This window comes from Paenibacillus sp. IITD108 (assembly GCF_036541265.1).
Lineage (GTDB): Bacteria > Bacillota > Bacilli > Paenibacillales > Paenibacillaceae > Pristimantibacillus.
On record NZ_JAZHCT010000029.1, the window covers coordinates 48,154 to 70,533 of the forward strand.

The window sequence follows — 22,380 nt, forward strand, 5'->3', positions numbered from 1 at the left end:
GTACGGATAATCATTACCTTAGATTATGTCTGTAATTGCTTATAAACTCAAGGAGGATTGCATATGAAGCGCAACAATGCCAAGCTCGCTTTTCCTATTTTTCCAAGCCTGCTGCTGATGGTTTTACTGGCTGCGACAATTACGGGCTGCTCTTCATCGGCTATGAAAAGCAATCAGGATGACAAGGTTTATATTTCAATTATGGCACCGCTGCATTTTCCTCATCCCCCTAGTCAGGAGGTAATGGAACAGCTTCAGCAATTGACGAATGTAACACTTGATATTAATTGGGTAAATGACGGCATTTATTTTGACAAGATGAACACAGCTATCACAACCAACTCCATGAAAAAGGTAACTTTTGTTAAGCATACTGATTATATATTTATGAAAAATGAAATTCGGTCAGGCTCGTTTTGGGAAATCGGCCCTTATTTGGAGCAGTTTCCAAATCTGCGGCATTTGAGCGACGATATTTTGAACCAAGCTGCGGTAGACGGCAAAATTTATGGGTTATATACAGAGCGTCCGTCCTCAAGGCAAGGCATTATTATCCGCAAGGATTGGCTGGAGGCATTGGGCCTCAGCGAGCCAAAAACGTTGGATGAGCTGTATGAGGTGATTAGAAGATTTACCGTCGATGACCCCGACAATAATGGCAAGCGGGACACGATCGGTCTGGCTGACCGCAATGATTTAATATATGGAGCATTCAAGACGCTGAGCTCATATTTTGGCACGCCCAACAATTGGAAGATTGAAGGGCAAACGCTTATTCCGGAATTTGAGACGCCGCAATATATGGATACGATGGATTTTATGAAGAGGCTTTATAATGAAGGGCTGATCAACCTTGACTTCCCTGTAACGAGCAAGGAAATGCAGAGAGACAAAGTGATTCGCGGCGAAGCGGGCATATATATAGGCAGCATGACCGATGTGCAAAGACTATCGGATGAAGCCAGACAGTTTAATCCGGCAGCCCGATTCACGTTAGTAAATCGGATTGAAGGGCCGCAGGGCTATCGGGTTTGGTCTATTCCAAACTATAACGGCTTATATTTATTCTCGAAAAAAGCGATTAAAGAAGAGTCTGAGCTGCTGCAGGTGCTCGCTTTTTTTGATCGGACTATGGATAAAGAAGTGGCCAATCTGATGAAGTACGGGATTGAAGGCAAGCATTATTCTGTGCAGGATAAAAAGGTGCAGCTGCCAGAGGAAACCTCACAGCTTCGCTCTACGGAAGTCAATGCACTTCATGCATTAATTCTTGCGGAAATAAGCAATCCTAATTTAATAAAGGCCGCGGAAAAAGAAACGATGTGGGAGCTTGCGGAGGCACTTAGCGAGGATAACAATAAGTTTATTGTAAAAGATCCTGCGGTTGGGCTGGAATCGAAAACGTATGATGAAAGAAGTCTGGAGCTGTATAAAATTATTTCTGATGCAACGTACAATTATATTCTCGGCAAGCTGAACAAGGAAGACTTCTACCAGCAAGTTGAGCTGTGGAAGAAAAACGGCGGCCAGCAAATTATACGGGAGTACACTGATTCCTATCTCCGCAAATAACTGGCGCAGTTCGTAAACAGCGTATGCGCTGGAGGAGCGGTGGGGTTCGTTTTGTATGAGGTCAGCCAATATGGCTGGCCTTTTTTTGTTGTTTAGGAAATTATGCATCAGATAAAATTGTGGATAAGTATGTCGAGCTCGAATTTATCCTAATAATGCGGACACTGATGTCCATTAGCGCTCATATTTCGCCAACTTCCACTTTCTAGCGGACAGAAAAGTCCGTTAGCGGGAAAAAAGCTAGAAAATTCGGCGGAATGTTCTTCTAATGGTCATAAGTGTCCGCATACATAACAAAAAGACTGCTTTTTTGGTTCTAACGGTCATGGATGTCCGCACCGCAAATAACATCGCATCGTTTGTTCTTTGTACACGATGATGGCAAGTTAGGTCACCGATAGGTGATTTTGTTCTGAAAGTGCAGGAAGGTATAAGATTTCAACTGTGAAGGACGGCGAAGCCGCTTATCCTTGCTGAAATAGGCCGGGTGTCATAGCAGCGCAAAGTAATCATTAGCTCATACACAGCATGTCCGGCCGCCAAAATGAAGAAATGATTGTTTCGGTACTGGCAGACGCGATGCTATTGTTGGGGTGTTCCTAAACCAAATGATACGAAAATGGAGGTCAAAGGTACATGAAAAAGAAATCGCTTACAATGATTCTTTGCACGATGCTCGCTTTAGTTCTCGTATTATCAGCCTGTGGATCAGGCGGCAAGACAAATAATAACGGTAACGGCGGAGCAAGCAATGGCGGCACAACGACTAATGAGGGCTCGCAAGCTACGCCAAAGCCGTCAGAGCCGGAGAAGCCGACCGAAATTACGATTATGCTTCCGCTGAATATTGCTGAAACGCCGCCAGATACGATTAAGAACGAGCTGGAGAAGTTAACGAATACCAAGCTTACGTATCAATTTTTCCCTGCGGATACTTATGAAGAAAAGCTTAACTCTTCATTCGCTACAGGCTCGTTGCCGCAGGTTACTTATTTGAAAAACCAGGCAACATTTGTACAAATGAAAGAAGCGATTCGCGATGGGCAGTTTTGGGAAATTGGCCCGTACATGTCCGAGTTTCCTAATCTGAGCAAGCTGAAGGCGGAAATTTTAAACAACACGAAAGTAGACGGCAAGCTCTACTCCTTATATATTGGCCGGCCATTGGCACGCCAGGGCATGATTTACCGCAAGGACTGGGCCGATCATCTTGGACTGAGCGCTCCGAATACGATAGATGAGCTGTACGACATGCTTGATAAATTTACGAATGCTGACCCGGACAACAACGGTATCCATGATACGATCGGCTTGGCAGACCGCAATGATCTGATTTATGGCGCATTCAAAACGCTGGCTTCATGGTTTAGGACGCCTAACAATTGGGGAGAGCAGGATGGCCAGCTAAAGCCGGAATTTGAATTCGAGCAGTATGTGCAGACGATGGATTTCATGAAAAAAATTCGCGACAACAAGCTAATGAACGTAGACTTCGCAGCTACGAGCAAAACGGACCAGGTCAACTTGTTTACAAGCGGCAAGGCAGGCGTTTATATCGGATCGATGCAGGATGTCAACTCCTTGGAGAAGGATCTGGTCAAAAATATTCCAACCGCTGTAGTAGAAACGCATAGCATGGTTGCCGGCCCTAATGGCGAATTTGGCACCTGGGCAATTCCAGGCTATAACAATGTCGTGCTGTTCCCGAAATCGGCAGTGAAGGATGAGGCTGAGCTGAAAAAAATATTAGCCTTCTTTGATAAGCTTATGACGGCAGAGGTTGCTAATCTGATGTACTGGGGAATTGAAGGCACACATTACACAGTTGTAGACAACAAAGCGAAAGCTTCCGAAAACCAAGAGCTTACAGAGCGCGAGGTTAAAGGCTTCAAGGACAGTGTAATCGGCGAGCCTGAAACGAACGGCATGTATGAAGGCTATCACGAGCTGCCAGCGCGCATTCATGCAGAGGAGCTTATTTTGGAAAATGAAAAAATAGCAATTCACGACCCGACTGCTCCGCTCGATTCTGCAACTTATACCGAGAAGGGCACGCAGCTGCAAGAGCTGATCAAGGATGCGACTTACAAATATATGTACGGCACTCTCGATAAAGCTGGCTATGACAAAGCGGTCGAGGATTGGAAAAAGCGCGGCGGTGCGGAAATTATCGAGGAGTTTAACGCTGCATACAGCAAGTAATTAAGCAAAAGCAATGAGCGCAATGACCCTATAAAAAAGTTTGCCGAAGTGCAATAGGGCTGCTGCAAGCAGGGCAGCCCTTTCTTGCAAAAGCAGCACAAAGCTGCGGCAACGATTTCCCCTTGGAAAGGAAGAGCAAACATGCAACAAGCAGCGATGGAGCGTGAAAGGTTGCCTGAGCCTCGCAATAGCAGTGAATTGAAACGACGCCTTTGGAAAAACAAATGGCTCTATATCATGCTGCTGCCAGGAATTTTTTATTTTATTATTTTTAAATACATCCCTATGTTTGGACTTGTTATCGCGTTTCAGGATTATAAGCCGTTTCGAGGTATAAGCGGCAGTCCTTGGGTAGGGCTCAAGCATTTTACCCGATTATTTACAGAGCCTGATTTTCTTAATATCTTGACGAATACGCTGCTATTGTTCGGCATGAATTTATTGTTTTATTTTCCGATACCGATTATTTTGGCGTTGATGCTTAATGAAGTACGTATGAATTTTTTCAAAAAGCTGTTTCAGACCTTGGTCTATTTGCCGCATTTTATGTCATGGGTCATTATTGTATCGATCAGTTTCGTTATGCTGACGATGGACGGCGGTATTATTAATGAGCTGCTTGCTTTACTTGGATTCGAAAAAATCAATTTCCTACTGAGCACCGAATGGTTCAGGCCTATGTATATTATACAGGTCATTTGGCGGGAGGCCGGCTGGGGAACGATTATATATTTGGCGGCAATCGCATCGGTTGATCCGCAGCTGTATGAAGCAGCGCGCATGGATGGAGCGGGAAGAATGAGGCAGGTTTGGCATATTACGCTTCCTGCGATTCGCAGCGTGATTGTTATTTTGCTTATTTTGAAAATTGGAGACGTTCTTGAGCTGGGCTTCGAGCATGTTTATTTGCTGCTTAACTCTATGAACCGCGAGGTTGCCGAAATTATTGATACGTATGTGTATACAGCGGCATTGCGTCAAGGGCAATTCAGCTATAGTACAGCAATCGGCTTCTTCAAATCCTTTATCGGTCTTATTCTTGTCATGCTTGCCAACAGGCTGGCCAAGAAGATGGGCGAGGAAGGCATCTACTAAAGGAGGCTGCTTATCATGGTTGAAGATCGGACATGGAAAGGACGAATGTTCTCGGGCATCAATTTCACGCTGCTCATGATCATTGCGCTAGTAACCGTACTCCCGTTTATTCATATAGTAGCAGGTTCATTTACGACAAGCGCTGAGATGGCGGTCAAAAAGTTTATTTTGATTCCGACGGTTTGGAGTCTGGATGCCTATAAATTTATTTTCTCAACGAACACGATATTTAAAGCGATGGGCGTGTCAGTTGGGGTAACGCTGTTCGGTACGCTGTTCAGCATGCTTGTTACTTCGCTTATGGCCTATGGCTTATCACGAAGAGACCTTGATGGCCGCGGTTTTATTATGTTTCTTGTCGTTTTTACGATGCTGTTCAGCGGCGGCTTGATTCCTTCCTTTCTCGTTGTGCGTGAGCTAGGCTTAATTGACAGCTATTTGGCTTTAATTATTCCTTCGACGATCAGTGCTTTTAATCTCATTATTTTGAAAAACTTTTTTCAAAATATTCCGGAAGGGCTGGAGGAATCAGCTAAAATTGACGGGTGCAGTGATTTCGGCATTTTGTTCCGCATCGTTCTGCCGCTCTCTATGCCAGCGATTGCTACTTTGTCCTTGTTCTACGCGGTTACGTATTGGAATACGTACCTCAGTGCGATCCTGTACTTGAATGACAGCAATATGTGGCCGATTCAAGTGCTGCTGCGCCAAATTGTCGTGCTTGCCAGCGGTCTGGATTATAGCGCAGATCTTGATGCTTCCGTTCCGCCGCCGGAGCAAACGGTTAAAATGGCAGTTATTGTAGTAGCGACCCTGCCAATTCTAGTCGTGTATCCGTTCTTGCAGAAGCATTTTGCCAAAGGAGCTATGCTGGGTTCGATCAAGGGATAACAGTCAGCGTCCAGCATCATTAGGCTGATGAAGAGGGGAAAGGAGCAATACACCTTGGATAATAATACTTCCGCTCAGCAGCAGCTTATTGCTGCTGAGCTTCATAAGATGGATCAGCTGTTTAGCGGGCTGCCAGCGTGGCTGGCGCGGCAATTCGACCGCAAAAGCGGGGGCTTTTACTATGCGGCCAGCTCGAGAGAGCTGGCTGCTCCAGTTCCGGATATCGAATCGACGGCACAGGCGGTTAATATGATGGAACGGTTAGGGCTGCTTGGGGATATGCCTGATTCAGTACGACAGCAGATGATACATTTTTTATGCAGCAAGCAGGATGCGGCAACGGGCTGCTTTTGGGATGAGCAGCCTGCCATGCGGGAAGATGAAGTGATGGTTTCAAGAGCAATCGGCTACAGCATCAATGCTTTGCGCAAGCTTGGCGGCGAAGCGCGCTATCCGCTGCCCTATGTCCAGGGCCGCGCTCCGCTATATATGAAGTCTGCAGAAGCGTATGGTCAATGGCTGCGCAGCGTTGATTTGAGCAATAGCTGGCGCGGCTGTGACCGGCTTTCCTGCTCGGCCGTTTATTTGAAGCAGCTTGATCACAGAGATGAGCAGGCGTATAGAGATGTGGCGCTGCAATATTTTGAAGAGCTGCAGGATAAGGAGACAGGACTATGGGGGGACGGCTCGCTTTATGTGAAAATTTCCGGTACCTTCAAGCTGCATTTGTTTTATCAGCATTTTGAAGCAGGCATGCCAAGAGCGGGTAACATCTACGCAAGCATATTGCGGGCACTGCAGGAGGAACGCGCGGAGGATATGTGCTATATCCGCAACCCGATTCATCTGCTTTCCTATATTAAGCCGGCGATAGCTCGGGAGGAGCTTCGATTTATTATTAAAAGGACAACGGATAATATGAGGCTGCTGCTTAGAGCGGACGGCGGCTTTTCACGAGAGCTTGCGCATTCTCCTGCAGCACCGAATATTGCACAGGTAAAGCGGGGTGAATGTTACCCCGTTATGCCAAAGCCCGTCTATTTGAGCCTTGGCAAGATAGAAGGGGACATGAATGCAGCGACACAGGCGCTGCTTATTCGCTCATTGTGTTATCGCTTGGCTGGGTTTGAGGAAGCAAAGCTGCCTGTCCAGGCTTCGGATTTTTTTGAGAGATTAGGTCAATAGAAAGTATAAAGCAGACTGAGGGGAAGCGGGCGCTTACTGGCAGCAAGCTGTCGCCAGAAGCGAAAAGCACGCTGTACAGCCATGGCATCTACCAATTCGGCAACGCGATTGTTATGCTGCTGCAGCTCGCTGTCCCACCGCTGGCTCGTTTTTCGAATGCCAAAATAGCAGGAGCAAGCTATAATAGAGTACATGAAAGCAATGAAAGCCCAGCTTTAGAACAAAGGAGATGACATTTATGAATATAATCGGACAGTGGCAGCCGGCTGAGCCGGGCGTAATTCGAAAAATATTGCCCCCAGGCCAATCTTTAATGCTGATGGAGGTACGATTCGAAGCAGGTGCGGAAGGCTATGAGCATGAGCATCCTCATGAGCAGCTATCTTATTGTATAGAAGGCAAGCTGGAATTTCGCCTGAATGGGACGCCGCATATAATTGAAGCAGGCCAATCGATTGTAATTCCAAGCGGAGTAAGGCATGGCGTTGTTGCACTGCAGCAGAGCGTGCTGCTGGATGCCTTTACGCCGCTGCGGGAGGATTTGCTGAGCGGAAATTAAAATATTGGGGAGGAATCCATCATGACAATTGGTGTATTAGCTCATTTAATGGGGCGGCTGCCTTATAAGGAGCTGGCGGCTAAGGTCGCCTCACATGACTTTAAGCATGTGCAGCTGGCGTTGTGGAAGGCAGTCAGCGATATTGATTTTTCTGCTCCGGGCAAGCTGAGCCCTGGCTTGGCAATGGATATAGGCGAGCAATTTGACCGCCAGGGCGTTTCGATTTCTGTGTTGGGCTGCTATTTACATATGTTTCACAGAGACGAGGAGCAGCGGCGCATTCACATTCTTCGTTTCAAGGAGCTGCTGCGCCATGCGCGTTATATGGGCGCGCCTATAGTTGCCTTTGAAACAGGCGTGAATCCATCATTGGATTATACGGAACAGGATTGGCTCGTTATGAAGCAAGTGCTGGAGCAGCTGGCCGAGGAAGCTGAACGCTGGGGCGTGCTTATCGGAATCGAAGCGGCTAACGATCATTTGATCGGAACAGCTGAGCAGCTGGCCAGCATGCTGGAGGAGGTGCCTTCCTCTATGCTGGGTGTAGTTATGGATGCGGGTAATTTACTGCATGAGCATAACTTTTCAGCTCGGGATCAAGTTATGGAAGAGGCTTTTGCGCTGCTTGGCAGCCGAATCATTGCAGCTCATGCCAAGGACCGGATACAGCGAGATGATGGCGTTATTACAACGGCAACGGCGGGCAAAGGCATGCTCAACTATGAGCTTTACATGAAGCTGCTTAATCAATACAAGCCGCAGGTGCACCTTATTATGGAAGTGGCGGAGGAGCAGCAAATGGCGGAAACGAAAGCATTTTTGGAACAAACTAGAAAGTGGTCCTAAACTCCGGCTCCTGCCCATTGAAATTGCAAAAAAGGATTGCATATCCGATAATACGTCTATTATGATAGAGGTGTAAGCCATAGGACTTAATTTCTATAGTTCGGAAGGCTTACTTGCAAATTCAGGCAAGGGTGAGGGTGTCATGATCAATTATATCGTACACTATATTCATGTGTTGGTAGCGGTTACAAGCTTAGGTGTAGCGCTCGTATTTCCGATTATGTCCCGTACAGCCAAAACCTCCATCGAGGCAAAGCAAACGGTCGAGCTCTTTCAAAAGCTCAAGTTTGTTCCTCATATCGGCAGTTTAATATTGGCGGTAACAACCGGAATATTGCTGTCGCTGGAGCCGAAGCTTGTTACGCAAAGCTGGTTTGTCTATTCTCTTGTCGTTTATTTTTTAGTGCAAGTATATGTAGCGGGCTCATTGCCGCGCAGGCTCAAAAATCAAATGGTTATATTGGAAGCGCATACAGAAGAGGAAGTGCCAATACAGTACAGGCTGTTTATGCGCAAATTTTTGCCTATTGAAATGCTCAGCCAATTGTTAGCTGTGCTGCTAATATTTTTGCTTGTTTTTAAGCCGATGTAAGCTTATTTGATACTGGACGCAGAGTATGTTATGATTGTATTAATTGCAAATCGTTTCCAGATTTGTTTTGTTGATCACTATTGCTCATAATTAAGAACTGCCCTGTCGATTATATCGAGGCGGTTTTTCTTTTTTTAAAATATAGGGGCGAAGGTATAAGTTTTCTGCTTATACCTGTTCCTATACTGCGAAAAACTTCTGCTTCGCATAAGCGTATGCGGCCGTTCTTTTTTGAGAGGGAGATGATGATTTTGTACAATCGTAAGAAGCAGCTAGAGCCGGTACCGGAAGAAAATACGAAAGTATGGATCTGTGAAACAGAAGGGTGCAACAGCTGGATGAGAGATAATTTTTCGTTTGAGCAAGTGCCGTCCTGCATGCACTGCAATGCTACGATGGTAAGCGGAGAGAAAATGCTGCCTACACTTGTCAACCCCAGCGATCTAAGGTAGTTGCAGAAGAAGACAATATAGCCAATCAATGATAAGGCCTCGCGTATATGGTTTCTGCCATATTTGCGGGGCTTTAAGCATAGTATAGAAAATGGCGGCTGATGCAGCGGCTTTGGCGAAATAAGTTTTTGTTGACAGTGTTTTCCTATCCGTGTTAAAGTGACAATTAGATTTTATTATGAAGGGAGGGTTACGTATCATGAGAATAGATTTTAGCAATGTGCATTTTACAACTAAAGCTTATTTGAATAACGTAATCCGTCCTTGCGTCATAACTATCAGCAGATAGTATTTCCTAGCATCAAGGGCGCTCGGTTACGTTTATCGTAATCGTGCGCCCTTTTTATGCCCATTTTAACCTTCATTGGCAATTTTACGGAGGTTAGCGGGTACAAAAAAGCGTGCCGCATGAAGGCATGCTTTTTTTAATATAAGAACGAATAAGTTTCACCTTATACCTGTTCTTATATTTCTTGTGACGCAGGAACGGATAATGGAAGGTGGGAAGTAAACGTGTTTGGTGTTCTTATAAAACTGAAATGGTTTTTCGGCATGCAGTGGAAGCGATATACAGTAGCTGTACTGCTGCTGATTTTAACAGGCGTGCTTGAAGTAATACCGCCATGGTTGACCGGATATGTCATCGATGGCATGAGTCAGCATTTGCTTAGCAACACAGCCTTCAATCAGGTGATGTACTTGTGGATTGCCCTTACATTGATCAGTTATCTGATTACATATGTATGGCATTATCAATTGTTTGGCGGTGCATTTGTGCTTGAAAAGAGGCTGCGTCATACGCTCATGTCTCATTTCATGCGCATGAAGCCGACATTTTTTGAACGTAACCGTACGGGAGATTTGATGGCGCGGTCGACCAATGATTTGGGGGCTGTTGCTACAACTGCAGGCTTTGGCATTTTGACGCTGATTGATTCTACGTTCTTTATGATTACAATTTTGGCAGTAATGGCTTGGGCGATTAGTTGGAAGCTTACGATCGCGGCATTAATTCCGCTGCCGATTATGGCGCTGGCAATGTCTTACTTTGGTAAAATCATTCATGAACGCTTTATGCAGTCACAGCATGCTTTTGGAGAGCTTAATGACCAGGTGCTGGAATCGGTTGCTGGCGTGCGGGTAATTCGCGCTTTTGTGCAGGAGCAAGCGAGCCAGCAGACATTCAGCAAAAAAACGGATGAAGTATTGGCAAAGAACATCGCGGTAGCCAAAATCGATGCCTTATTCGAGCCGACGATGAAAATATTGGTAGGCTCCAGCTATATAATCGGATTATGCTATGGCGGTTACCTTGTGTTCCAGAACGAAATAACGCTTGGTGAGCTTGTTTCGTTTAATATTTTTCTAGGCATGCTCATATGGCCGATGTTTGCTATAGGCGAGCTGATCAATGTGATGCAGCGCGGCAATGCCTCCCTGGATCGCGTCAATGAAACGCTTGGCTACAAAGCGGACGTTTCGGATTCCGATGAGCAGCCGCTCGAGGCGCTGCCAACCTCAATATCCTTCCGGGATGTTACCTTTAAATATCCGACCTCATCGGTTGCCAATTTGGAGAGGGTCAGCTTTACTTTGAAGCAGGGCCAGACATTAGGCATTGTAGGCCGGACGGGTAGCGGCAAGACGACGGTGCTCAGACAGCTGCTGCGCGAATACCCGCTTGGAGAAGGCGAGATCACTATTGGCGGGGTGCCGATCGAGCAGCTTAAACTGGATCAGGTGCTGGGCTGGATTGGCTATGTGCCGCAGCAGCCGATCTTATTTTCCCGCACCATTAGAGAAAACATTTTATTTGGCTTGCAAGGCGAGCCTAGTGAAGAAGCGATCGAGCATGCGCTGGTCAGAGCCTCCTTTGCCAAGGATATTGTATTTTTGCCTGAAGGCTTGAATACACTGGTCGGCGAGAAGGGCGTGGCGCTGTCTGGCGGACAGAAGCAGCGTGTCAGCATTGCCCGCGCACTTATATCGAATCCTGAAATATTGCTGCTTGACGATGCGTTATCTGCGGTTGACGCCAAAACAGAGGCTGAAATTATTGATGGCATTCGCCAGGAGCGTTCGGGTAAAACGACGATTATTACGACGCATCGCTTGTCTGCTGTACAGCATGCCGATTGGATTATTGTGCTTGACGAAGGCGGAATTGCCGAGCAGGGCAAGCATGAATTTTTATTGCAAAATCGCGGATGGTATCGCGAGCAATTCGATCGTCAGCAATTGGAAGCCTCTATTGAGCAAGGGGAGGAGAGGTGATTATGGGTCAAACGGGAAAACGATTATTTCAATATGCAATGCAGTATAAAAAAACGATAGCAATCGCGCTTATTTTATTAATATTATCAATTTGCGCTGAACTGGTAGGTCCCTTCGTAGCTAAGCGAATGATTGACCAAAATATTTTGGGCATCGAAAAGACATGGTACGAAGTAAATGAAGCGGCCGACTATTCTGTCGCCTATCAAGGAAAGCATTATGTACGCGAGGATCGTCTTGAAGCAGGTGCAGATACTGCTCAGCTAAAGGCTGTTCGCGTGCTCCAGGTTGAACGCGCTTATTATTTCATAGATGAGAATATATCCGAAGCAGCGGGCAAGCGCCAGGTGTTGGACGGGATGCTTACGATTACGAATACCGCTGCTGGCGAAAGCAAGCAATATGCTGCCCAGAAGCTGAATGCCAGCCAGTTATTCCAATTTTATAAGCCGGAGTTTCCAGAGCTCCTGCAACTAGCCGGCATATATATGGCGCTGCTTGTTGTGGCTGCATTGTTTGCCTATGGACAAAGAATAATGCTGCAAACATCAGCGAACCGCATTGTGCGAAAAATGAGAAATGATGTGTATGCTCATACGCAGCGTCTGCCAATTAACTATTATGATAATTTGGCAGCGGGGCAGGTCGTTTCGCGTATTACTAACGATACGGAAGCGATTCGGGAGCTGTACGTAGGCGTGCTGGCTAACTTTTTTACAGGGGCACTCTATATGGCGGCTATCTTTACGGCCTTATTCATACTTGATTATCGCTTGGCGCTGTTTTCATTGCCGCTTATTCCTATTCTAATCGTATGGATCATCGTATATCGCAAATACGCAGCCAGCTATAACCGGGTTATTCGTGCTAAGCTAAGCGAAATTAATGCGATGATCAACGAGTCAATACAAGGAATGCCTATAATTCAGGCGTTCAGGCGGCAGCGAAAAATGACTGCAGAGTTTGAGGAAATCAACGAGCAGTATTTCAAGCATCAAAATAAGATGCTGAATCTTAATTCCATTACTTCGCATAACCTGGTCAACGTCGTAAGAAATGTATTGTTTCTCGTTGTCATTTGGGTATTTTGGGGAAGCAGTCTCAGCACGGTATTAACGGTGGGGATTTTGTATGCTTATATTGATTATATGAACCGCATGTTCGCTCCGATTGTTGGCATAGTGAATCAGCTGTCTAACCTGGAAACGGCTCGCGTGTCAGCAGAGCGTGTATTCAAGTTGATGGATGAGGATGGAATCGAGGTTGCTACCGGCAGCCTGCCCAGATACAAAGGCGAGGTCAAGTTTGAAAAAGTATATTTCGCCTATAAAGATGACGAATATGTGTTGAAAAATATTAATCTGCATGCAAGGCAAGGGGAGACGGTTGCACTTGTCGGTCATACTGGCTCGGGCAAAAGCTCTATTATGAACCTGCTGTTCCGTTTCTATGACAGCCCTAATGGAGTGATCTCCGTAGACGGACGTGATATTCGCGATATTCCAAAACAGCTGCTGCGCCAGCATATGGGCATTGTACTGCAGGATCCATTCTTGTTCACGGGTACAATCGCATCCAATATAAGTCTCGACAATCCTGCAATTACCCACGAGATGGTTGTCAAAGCGCTCAAGGATGTCGGAGCTTATGAAATGTTCAATCAGCTGCCAGGCGGCATCGATGCTCCCGTGCTGGAAAAAGGAAGCACTTTTTCAGCGGGACAGCGCCAGCTTATCTCTTTTGCCCGTGCACTTGCCTATAATCCGGCTATTCTTATTCTGGATGAAGCGACAGCAAGCATCGATACAGAGACGGAAGCGATTATTCAATCGGCGCTGGAGGTGCTCAAGCAAGGCAGAACGACCTTTGTTATTGCGCATCGGTTATCTACGATAAGAGCTGCCGACCAGATTTTAGTATTGGATCGCGGAGCAATTGTCGAACGGGGCAATCATGAGCAGCTCATGGAGCTGCAGGGCAAGTATTACGCGATGTATCAGCTGCAGCTCGGCGCTGCTGTTCAGACAGCCTGATCATGAACGGCGGGCGTATGACTTGTGCAGTGGTTCAGTAAAGGCAAAGAGGGAGATCAAATCTGTTGACAGATTAATGATTTCCCTTTTTCAATAGCCGTTCATCCTTGTTTTACATATGTTTTTAAAATGTTTCTGCTTGCAAATACTTAATAAATTGATCCGCGGATAGCGGCCTGCTGAAATAGTAGCCCTGCAGCTCGTCGCATTCAAGCTCAGAGCAGAAGCTGGACTCGTCTTCCGTTTCTACCCCTTCAGCGATAACCTTCATATTCATGCTATGTACTAAATCGATAATCGCTTTTACTAGTGATGATTTTTTAGGATCCTGTGTAATGCCCTGAATAAAGGAGCGGTCAAGCTTAACATCCGATATTGGCAAACGCTGCAATTGATTGAGCGAGGAGTAGCCCGTTCCGAAATCATCTATTGAAATATGTATGCCCAGCTTTCGCAAATAGCCGATCTTTTCAATAACCTGCTCCATATTTTGCATAAATACGCCTTCTGTTATTTCGATGCTGACATACTGCGGCTCCAGCCCTGTATCCTCCAGCGCACCGGTAATCATGCCAACTATATCGCCTTGATTGAAGTGTCTGGCGGAAATATTGACAGAAACGCTAATTTTGCGCAGACCTGCATCCTGCCAAGCCTTATTTTGCCGGCAAGCTTCATGGAAAACCCATCGATCGATCTCAAGAATAAAGCCCGACAGCTCAGCTAATGGAATAAATTTGTCGGGAGGAATCATCCCGAGCTCCGGATGACGCCAGCGGATAAGAGCTTCAATGCCGCATATTTCTTCAGATACCGCATCCACCTTGGGCTGATAATGCAAAGAAAATTGTTGGTGGTGCAGTGCATGATACAATCCGTTTTCAAGCAGCATTTTTTCCGTCATAACGGATACGAGATTTGGCTGGAACAAACGGTAACAGCCGTCTCCCTCTTCCTTTGCCTTATACATAGCCATATCAGCATTACGGACCAATTTATCCAGCTCGTTGCTATCATAAGGATAGAGGCTTATGCCTACGCTTACCGTCATGAATAGAGGCACATTATCTATAACAAAGGGCTCGTTGAACCCATCGATGATCTTCTGGGCGCAAGCATGAAGATCGTTTTCTTTGGCGTATGGATAGAGAAATAAAAATCCGTCTTCTCCGGCGCGGAACACAGTGCCGCATGCTTTGTTTTGAGCGCTAAGCCTAAGGGCGGCTTGCTGCAGCAAGCTGTCGCCAACTGAGTAGCCAAGCGTATCATTGATTCGCTTGAACTGGTTTATGTCGACCGACAGAATGGCGATAGCGCCGTCAGAGAGATTGCGGATCGAGCTAAGCGCTTCAAAACTTCTTGCAAGCTCAAGCCGGTTCGGCAATCCGGTCAAGCGATCATAAAAGGCAAGGCTGTGCAGCTTTTCTTCCGACTGCTGCAGCATATAAGCCTGCGCTTGCAGCTGTTCGTTTTTAATTTGCGTTTCATTAAAAATATGTAATAGACTATCGGACATATGTTTGAAGTTATTAGTTAATGAATGAATTTCTACCAGATTCGTATGGTGCCATTCCATCGGCTTTAGCTGCTTCAGCTTCAGCGGCAGGTTGCGCGTTGCAATGGCCAGCTGGGTCAAACGGCGTGAAATCCTGCTGCTAATACGGTGAGCGACGATGGCAGCTAGAAAGGCAAAGGTCAGCATATACAACAGGTGCACATAGTATTTGGAAAACAGTGACTCCTGATAATACTGCATAGGATGAATCATATGGACATTCCAATCCGAATCAGGCAAAGGCAGCGTTAACGTGTAGAAGCTTGTTTGCCAGCTCTCATGCTGCCAAGAATAAGATTCGTGTTTAGGCGTAATAAACTGCAGCTGGCCGGATATGGCCGAGCGCGGTTGAATATAATCAGATAGATGCCCTCCTATGAGGGATGGTTTGTTAGAAGCAACAATTTCGCGCTGCTGATTTGCAATATGAATAATAAGATGATCTGGCACCGAAAGAAGCCGCTCCTGCAAAACCTTCATCGTCTCCGTCTCTGTCCAGCCGCGGTTTATTGCGAGCAGATCGTTCCAGGCTCTAGTTATATTTTCACTATAAGAGGCTGACAGCTGTTTAACGTATCGAGTGGTCTCTTTGAAGGAATAATTGCTGCTGCTAATCGTATTGAACAGGCTCGTTATCATAACAAGCGCCATGGCCAGATGAAGCAGCATCTGATTCATCGTATAGGGCCGGATCAGACGCGAGTTATGCTTTTTGATTTGTGAAAACGGCATGTATTGATATAAAATTTCGGCAAATAGTGAATTAAACAGGCCGTTCATCGCAAGAATGCATGCAATCATAACAGCATCTGTTAATTTATATGTATAATTGTAATTATGTATTAAAACTGCAATAGGCGCGCCCAGCAGAAGCCAAAAAATAACGTCGCTCTTGAGCAAGCGCATGCGCGTTGTACGCATTAGCGTGCCTACGAAAACAATTTCGATCAGGCCGATGAAAGTTGCGATAGGGTAATCCCAAATAAATACGCCTATAGAGTAAATGAAGGCCGCCCCGACAATGCTCCAGCTGAGCCGTTGATAATAAAGGCTGTAAAGCAGGAACAAGCTTGTCAGCGCAAATGGGATGCCATAAACAGTTGGAACTTCAAAAGAGTGGCTTCCGAGAGCTAGTAAAAAACACGAAATAATGAGCAGGACCGATCTCATTCTTTTAGTAGATGTATGTATGCTGTGCACTTGTAGCCCCCTGGTACCTAGAAGAATTCGACTTTTAATGGGTTTATTCGACAATTTTATAGTAATTCCTTCTTTTCCGAAAACAAGGCAATACATAAGTTACAGCGTTCAATAGATATTCATATTTGCACAATTGCTTTTACTGACTATCCTTTAGTACACTCGTCATAGGTAGAGGCTTCTAAATGAGAGGGGAGTATAGATGAGAGCCATATTAAAAATGAAATGGATAATTGCTGCCTTGTGGGTGGCTGTTTCGGTTATTTTGCTTGTTACCGCACCATCGATGGCGGAGCTGGTGCGTACCAAAGGTCAAATTACAGTTCCTGAGGGCTATTCTTCATCGATAGCCGGCAAGCTGGAACAGGAGATCGGCAAGGGAGAGCAAGCCCAAGGCATGTCTACCGTGCTCGTTTTTCATCGCGATGGCGGGTTAAGCGACACTGATTTGAAGGAAATTGAAGGAGCCACAGCTCTATTGAAGCAAGCCGGCGAAGCTAGTGGTATAGCCTCGGTTACAACTCATTTTGATATACCAGAGCTAAGCGAGCAAATGGTTGCCAAGGATAACAGCTCGGTGCTGGTGCTGTTGAATGTAGAGGAGAACAATCGGGAGCTGGCGGAGCAGCGGGATCATTTGTATGAGCTGCTCGAGCAGGTAAAAGTAGAGCATTATTATACAGGCAACTGGCTAATAAGCGAGGATGTTATTCAAAGCTCTCAAGAGGGCTTGAAGAAGACGGAATATATTACGGTTGGATTTATTCTTATAATACTATTTGTTGTATTTCGCTCAGCAGCAGCGCCGTTAGTACCATTGCTGGCTGTTGGATTTTCTTACTTAACCTCGCAGTCTGTCGTTGCCTTTTTAGTGGAATATGCCGATTTTCCGCTATCTAATTTTACACAAATCTTTATGGTTGCCATATTATTTGGCATCGGCACAGATTACTGTATACTGCTGATCAGCAGATATAAAGAAGAACTGGCTCATCATGGCGACCGGACTGATGCGATTATTAATACTTACCGTACTGCCGGAAAAACCGTATTTTTCTCTGGTCTTGCTGTGCTGGTCGGATTTGCATCAATCGGGCTTTCCACCTTTGTATTGTACCGTTCGGCTGTAGCAGTTGCTGTAGGCATTGCCGTATTGCTGCTGGCGCTGTACACGCTTGTTCCATTTTTTCTGGCCGTGCTTGGCAATGCTTTGTTTTGGCCTGCTAAGGGCTCGCCCCAGCATAAACCGAATAAGCTTTGGGGAGCTGTAGGCAGCTTCTCCTTGCGGAAGCCATTATGGTCACTGCTTATTTTAGCTGTTATTATCGTGCCGTTTTTAACGGCGTATAAGGGTGCTATTTCTTATAACTCATTGGATGAAATCGGTGAAAAGTATCATTCTGTCAAAGGCTTTAATCTGATTGCCGACAGCTTCGGCCCGGGAGAAACACTGCCGACGACAGTCGTTGTAAAATCGGAGCAGCCGCTCGACACGCCCGCCGGACTGGCAGCAATTGAGCAGGCAAGCCGAGAGCTGTTAAAGGTGGAGGGCGTCAAAACAACTCGCAGCGCAACGCGGCCAACAGGCGAAGTGATGGAGGAGTTTCTTGTAGCCGATCAAGTTGTAACGCTTGACGATGGCTTGGGAAAAAGCGGCGAGGGGCTTGACCAAATTAGCAGCGGGCTGTCTGAGGCGAGCAGCGCATTGCTTGAAAATAAGCCATTGCTGACGAAAGCGGCGACTGGAGCTGAGCAGCTCGTACAAGGCACTGACCAGCTGCGTCAGGGCATGAAGGAATTAGGTATCGGCTTGAAGCAAATTGAAAAAGGAATGCGTGACGGCTCGCTCGGCGCTGCTGAGCTTAAGAAGGGGATGGCTGAAGCGGAAGCCAGCGCGAGACAGCTTGCCACAGCTGTAGCGGAGCTTACTGCCGGCTATGAGCAGCTTGGCGGAGGAGTGGCGCAGCTGTCAGGCGCATACCAGATCATTGCGGAGGAGCAGGGCAAGCTCGCTGCCGGATTATCGGGCATTCAGCAAAAGCTGGAGGGTTTGGCAGAAGCTTATCCGGAGCTGCAGGCTGATCAGCAGTATCATGAGGCGTTGGGCGGTCTTGCCCAGCTGCAGCAAGGCGCTGCCGGTATCGGAGGCCAGCTTTCAGAGCTGAATAAGCAGTTAAGCGGAGCCGCAGACGGCATTAACCAAGCGAACGCCGGTTTGGCGCAAGCAAGCAAAGGTCAAGCAGCGCTGGCGGAAGGTTTGCAGCAGCTGGTTGCTGGAATCGGAGAGCTGCAGAAAGGGATTGCGCAGGCTGCAGATGGCCAAGGGAAAATTGTTGCTGGCATGCCAGCGCTTGAAACCGGCCTAGATAAGCTGAGCGCCGGACAGCGAGAGCTGGGAGCCGGGTTTAGCTCTCTAAATGAACAGCTGGGTGAATTGACTGGCGGGCTAGATCAAAGCGTTGCCGGCCTTACACAAGTATCGGATGGCTTGTCAGCCGCAGGCGGCTATTTGCAAAACCTTGCAGAATCGCCTGACAGACAAATGACAGGCTGGTATATTCCGCAGGAAGCAATTGAGAATGAGCAATTCCAGAGCGGGCTTGATATTTATATGTCGGCGGATCGGAAAACCGCAAAGCTGGATGTTATATTTGCGAGCAACCCCTATTCGACAGACACGATGAGTGAAATATCTTCCTTGGGGGCCGCTGTTGAGCGTGCATTCAAGGGGACGCCATATGCTCAGGCAGAAATTGCTGTAGGCGGAGTAACGAGCATGAATCATGATCTAAGCGAAATATCCGGAGCAGATTATTCACGTACGGTTATGCTGATGCTGATCGGTATATCGATTATTCTTATATTCATGTTCCGTTCTATTATTATTCCGGTTTACGTAGTCATTTCACTGCTTATTACGTTCTATACCTCGCTTGCTATTACGGAGGTCATATTCGTTAGAATGTTTGATCTTTCAGGCATTAGCTGGGCAGTGCCATTCTTCGGCTTTGTTATTTTAATAGCGCTGGGGGTAGACTATAGCATATTCTTGATGGATCGATTCAAGGAATACCGCCATATTGAGCCGAAGCAAGCAATTTTGGAAGCGATGAAGAATATGGGCGCAGTCATTATGTCTGCAGCTGTTATTTTGGGCGGAACATTTGCTGCCATGCTGCCATCAGGCGTTATGTCGCTGCTTCAAATAGCAACGATTGTATTATGCGGACTATTCCTGTATGCACTAGTTATGCTTCCATTGTTTATTCCGGTCATGGTTAGAATGTTTGGACCGGCGAACTGGTGGCCATTCATGTCTCGTGAGAGATAGAACAGATATCTGTAGAACAGAAAGCGAGGATAGCTCATGAAGCGTGTGTTGGTTGTTTTTACTGGCGGAACGATAGGCAGCAGAAGGCAGCAAAAATCTATTCATGTCGCTCAGGACGGAGCCTACGCGATATTAGAGGAGTACAAACAATTAGCTGATTGCCGCAATGACATAATATTGGATACTGCGCAGCCGTTAAATATATTAAGCGAAAATTTGACGCCGCATGATTGGCATGCTTTGGCGACTGCTATCCATGCTGTTGAAACGAGCCAGTATGATGGCATTCTTGTAACGCACGGATCGGACACATTAGCATACACAGCCGCGATGATGAGCTATCTGTTTGCCGATATATCGATCCCGCTAGTTTTCACAGCGAGCAATTATCCTATCGCCGATGAAAGAAGCAACGGAATAAGGAATTTTAGCCATTCACTTGATTTTATTGCTGAAGCTAGTCTTCCCGGCGTTTTTGTCGTATACGAGAATGATCAAGGCGTTGCTGATGTGTATTTGGGCACACAAATTACACAGTGCAAATCCTTTACTGACCAATTCGGCAGCCCGTACAATATTGTATACGGCAGAATGCTGGAGCGGCGCTTTGAATGGCAGCAGCATGAACGCAATCCCAGACCGGAGTCACTTTCGCCTCAGCAGCAGCCGTTTCAATGGACGCCAGAATCGCTGAAGCTCGAATCGGACATTGTTTACATCAAGCCGTACCCCGGTCTCAAATATAGCTATTATGCTTTTGGCGAGAGCAAGCCGCGAGCGGTACTGCATGATTTGCACCACTCCGGTACTGCTTGTGCTGTGGAGCAGGAGCCGTATTCCTTATTGCGCTTCATGGAGCGCTGTCGGGCAGCCGGCGTCGACCTGTATATATGTCCAGTCAAGGATGCTTCCGCTGCCATGTATTCTTCGTCAGTGGCGCTTATTGAAGCCGGCGCTATCATCATTGAGAAGATGTCGATGGAAGCAGCTTTAACGAAGCTGATGCTGGCCTACAGCTTGTACACAGATTTAATGGACGTTAAGCAGTTTATGCTGCACACGCCAGTTTATTATGAGCAAGGAGACAAAGCTATCGAAAACGGGAAGACCGCCGAGTAATTATGATCAAAGGGAGGAATAAACATGAGTGAACAGCAAGTAAAAATAGGTGAGCAAGTGCCGGATTTTAAGCTGCAGGCGTCAAATAGCGAGGTATTTCAATTATCGGATTACAGAGGCAAAAAGCTAGTTATTTATTTTTACCCAAAAGATATGACGCCGGGCTGTACGGCAGAATCATGTGACTTTCGTGATTTCAACCCGCAGTATGCTGGCTTGAATGCAGAGATAATTGGCATTAGTCCTGACGATTTGGCCTCGCATCAGCAATTCATCGAGGAATACAGCCTGCCGTTTTTATTGCTAGCCGATACCGAGCAGGAGGTTTCCCGCATGTTCGGCGTGTGGCAGCTGCTTAGCTGGGGCGGCAAGGAGTTTATGGGGGTAAAGCGTTCTACCTTTATCATTGATGAGAACGGCGTGCTCACACATGAATGGCGCGATGTGCAGGTGGAGGGACATGCCGAGGAAGTATTGAAGGCATTGCAGTAAGGCTGAGAAGCTGAAAGTTAGAAAGGCTGAATCGGGAACAAGAGGTTCCTAGATTCAGCCTTTTCGATATTTCATCGGTAAACGCGCTTGTTCAAAAGACGGCGAAGCTGTTTATCCTTGCAGTATAAGGATCAATAAGGACATGAATGTCCATTAGCCAACGAAAATGGCGTAAAAAAAATTGTAACGGTCACTGGTGACCCTTACACGATCAAAACAGCAATGGAAGGGGAAAATCACACTATAAGGGACTTTTGTGACCGTTACAATCCAAAAAACTGAAAAACAAGGCGCTAACGGACGTTTATGACCGCAACAATTCTACATGCAGCTTATCCGCCGCAACCGCCTATTACCTTGCTTTCATATGGAGAAGCCGCATGGGGAGCTGCAAAAGGACTGGATAGCTGCGTATACTTTACAATAGGCACAGGTATCGGAATGGGCGTACTTGTGGAAGGTAATCTTGTACACGGCCTGGTTCATCCAGAAGGCGGGCATATACCGGTAAGACGTCATCATGCCGATCCATTTGCAGGGGCTTGCCCTTATCATGCCGATTGCCTGGAGGGGCTTGCTGCTGGACCAGCCATTGAGAAGCGCTGGCAAGCAGCAGGGCGTGATTTGCCAGCAGATCATCCTGCGTGGACGCTAGAGGCTTATTACATTAGCCAGGCGGTTATTCATGCCATTTTTATGCTTTCGCCTAAAAAGGTTATTTTGGGCGGCGGTGTGATGAAGCAGGAGCACTTATTTCCTATGATCCGTCATTATGTTAAAGCAGGACTTAATCATTATGTAAGCGCGCCGGAGCTTATAACGGATATAGACAATTATATTGTGCCGCCCGGCCTTGGAGACAATGCCGGATTAAGCGGGGCGCTTGCTTTGGGCTTAGCAGCAATCAAAGCGGATAAAGCTGTTAAATAAATCGAATAAAAAACACCCTCAAGTGGAACAATCGGTACTTGAGGGTGTTTTT

17 protein-coding genes are annotated in these 22,380 nt (G+C 46.5%); 15 read left to right on the forward strand and 2 right to left on the reverse strand.

Annotation, left to right across the window (positions count from 1 at the left end; all coding sequences use genetic code 11):
* Positions 1–63: 63 nt before the first annotated feature.
* The 5 genes from V1L65_RS21555 to V1L65_RS21575 all read left to right on the forward strand — a co-directional run bounded on the left by V1L65_RS21555 (position 64) and on the right by V1L65_RS21575 (position 6,945).
* A complete protein-coding gene (locus tag V1L65_RS21555; RefSeq protein ID WP_331701324.1) occupies positions 64–1,572 on the forward strand; it encodes an extracellular solute-binding protein in 1,509 nt (502 codons plus the stop codon).
* A 636-nt stretch (positions 1,573–2,208) separates the two neighbouring features.
* Complete coding sequence (locus V1L65_RS21560) at positions 2,209–3,774, forward strand: extracellular solute-binding protein (RefSeq protein WP_331701325.1); 1,566 nt, start codon at positions 2,209–2,211, stop codon at positions 3,772–3,774.
* Positions 3,775–3,915: 141 nt separating this feature from the next.
* On the forward strand, positions 3,916–4,869 hold the full coding sequence (locus tag V1L65_RS21565; protein ID WP_331701326.1) for an ABC transporter permease: 954 nt from the start codon (positions 3,916–3,918) through the stop codon (positions 4,867–4,869).
* A 15-nt stretch (positions 4,870–4,884) separates the two neighbouring features.
* On the forward strand, positions 4,885–5,760 hold the full coding sequence (locus V1L65_RS21570) for a carbohydrate ABC transporter permease (RefSeq protein ID WP_331701327.1): 876 nt from the start codon (positions 4,885–4,887) through the stop codon (positions 5,758–5,760).
* A gap of 54 nt (positions 5,761–5,814) precedes the next feature.
* A complete protein-coding gene (locus V1L65_RS21575) occupies positions 5,815–6,945 on the forward strand; it encodes a hypothetical protein (RefSeq protein WP_331701328.1) in 1,131 nt (376 codons plus the stop codon).
* On the opposite strand, the gene V1L65_RS21580 is transcribed toward V1L65_RS21575, so the two are convergent.
* The gene (locus V1L65_RS21580; RefSeq protein ID WP_331701329.1) at positions 6,939–7,139 is read right to left on the reverse strand and encodes a hypothetical protein; all 201 of its coding nucleotides are present in this window, start codon (positions 7,137–7,139) and stop codon (positions 6,939–6,941) included. The genes V1L65_RS21575 and V1L65_RS21580 overlap by 7 nt on opposite strands.
* Before the next feature lie 44 nt (positions 7,140–7,183).
* Between V1L65_RS21580 and V1L65_RS21585 the strand changes: the two genes are divergently transcribed.
* The 6 genes from V1L65_RS21585 (at position 7,184) to V1L65_RS21610 (ending at position 13,701) form a co-directional block, all read left to right on the forward strand.
* Positions 7,184–7,504 (forward strand): cupin domain-containing protein, encoded by a 321-nt coding sequence (locus V1L65_RS21585; protein WP_331701330.1) that lies wholly within the window; start codon positions 7,184–7,186, stop codon positions 7,502–7,504.
* Positions 7,505–7,525: 21 nt separating this feature from the next.
* Positions 7,526–8,350 (forward strand): sugar phosphate isomerase/epimerase family protein, encoded by an 825-nt coding sequence (locus V1L65_RS21590; RefSeq protein ID WP_331701331.1) that lies wholly within the window; start codon positions 7,526–7,528, stop codon positions 8,348–8,350.
* A gap of 142 nt (positions 8,351–8,492) precedes the next feature.
* Positions 8,493–8,942 (forward strand): DUF2269 family protein, encoded by a 450-nt coding sequence (locus tag V1L65_RS21595; RefSeq protein WP_331701332.1) that lies wholly within the window; start codon positions 8,493–8,495, stop codon positions 8,940–8,942.
* 242 nt (positions 8,943–9,184) lie between these two features.
* Entirely contained in the window at positions 9,185–9,394 is a 210-nt protein-coding gene (locus V1L65_RS21600; protein ID WP_331701333.1) for a cold-shock protein, read from the forward strand.
* Between the two features lie 513 nt (positions 9,395–9,907).
* A complete protein-coding gene (locus V1L65_RS21605; RefSeq protein WP_331701334.1) occupies positions 9,908–11,668 on the forward strand; it encodes an ABC transporter ATP-binding protein in 1,761 nt (586 codons plus the stop codon).
* Positions 11,669–11,670: 2 nt separating this feature from the next.
* Positions 11,671–13,701 (forward strand): ABC transporter ATP-binding protein, encoded by a 2,031-nt coding sequence (locus tag V1L65_RS21610; protein ID WP_331701335.1) that lies wholly within the window; start codon positions 11,671–11,673, stop codon positions 13,699–13,701.
* A gap of 124 nt (positions 13,702–13,825) precedes the next feature.
* On the opposite strand, the gene V1L65_RS21615 is transcribed toward V1L65_RS21610, so the two are convergent.
* Positions 13,826–16,456, reverse strand: coding sequence for a putative bifunctional diguanylate cyclase/phosphodiesterase (locus tag V1L65_RS21615; RefSeq protein WP_331701336.1), 2,631 nt, complete (start codon positions 16,454–16,456; stop codon positions 13,826–13,828).
* A 202-nt stretch (positions 16,457–16,658) separates the two neighbouring features.
* Here V1L65_RS21615 and V1L65_RS21620 point away from each other — a divergent pair, with 202 nt between their 5' ends.
* The 4 genes from V1L65_RS21620 to V1L65_RS21635 all read left to right on the forward strand — a co-directional run bounded on the left by V1L65_RS21620 (position 16,659) and on the right by V1L65_RS21635 (position 22,328).
* Positions 16,659–19,787: an MMPL family transporter gene (locus V1L65_RS21620; RefSeq protein ID WP_331701337.1), complete on the forward strand. Its 3,129-nt coding sequence runs from the start codon at positions 16,659–16,661 to the stop codon at positions 19,785–19,787.
* 36 nt (positions 19,788–19,823) lie between these two features.
* Positions 19,824–20,906 (forward strand): asparaginase, encoded by a 1,083-nt coding sequence (locus V1L65_RS21625; protein WP_331701338.1) that lies wholly within the window; start codon positions 19,824–19,826, stop codon positions 20,904–20,906.
* A 24-nt stretch (positions 20,907–20,930) separates the two neighbouring features.
* Complete coding sequence (locus V1L65_RS21630) at positions 20,931–21,398, forward strand: peroxiredoxin (RefSeq protein WP_331701339.1); 468 nt, start codon at positions 20,931–20,933, stop codon at positions 21,396–21,398.
* A gap of 306 nt (positions 21,399–21,704) precedes the next feature.
* Positions 21,705–22,328, forward strand: coding sequence for an ROK family protein (locus V1L65_RS21635; RefSeq protein ID WP_442955711.1), 624 nt, complete (start codon positions 21,705–21,707; stop codon positions 22,326–22,328).
* The last annotated feature ends 52 nt before the right edge of the window (positions 22,329–22,380 follow it).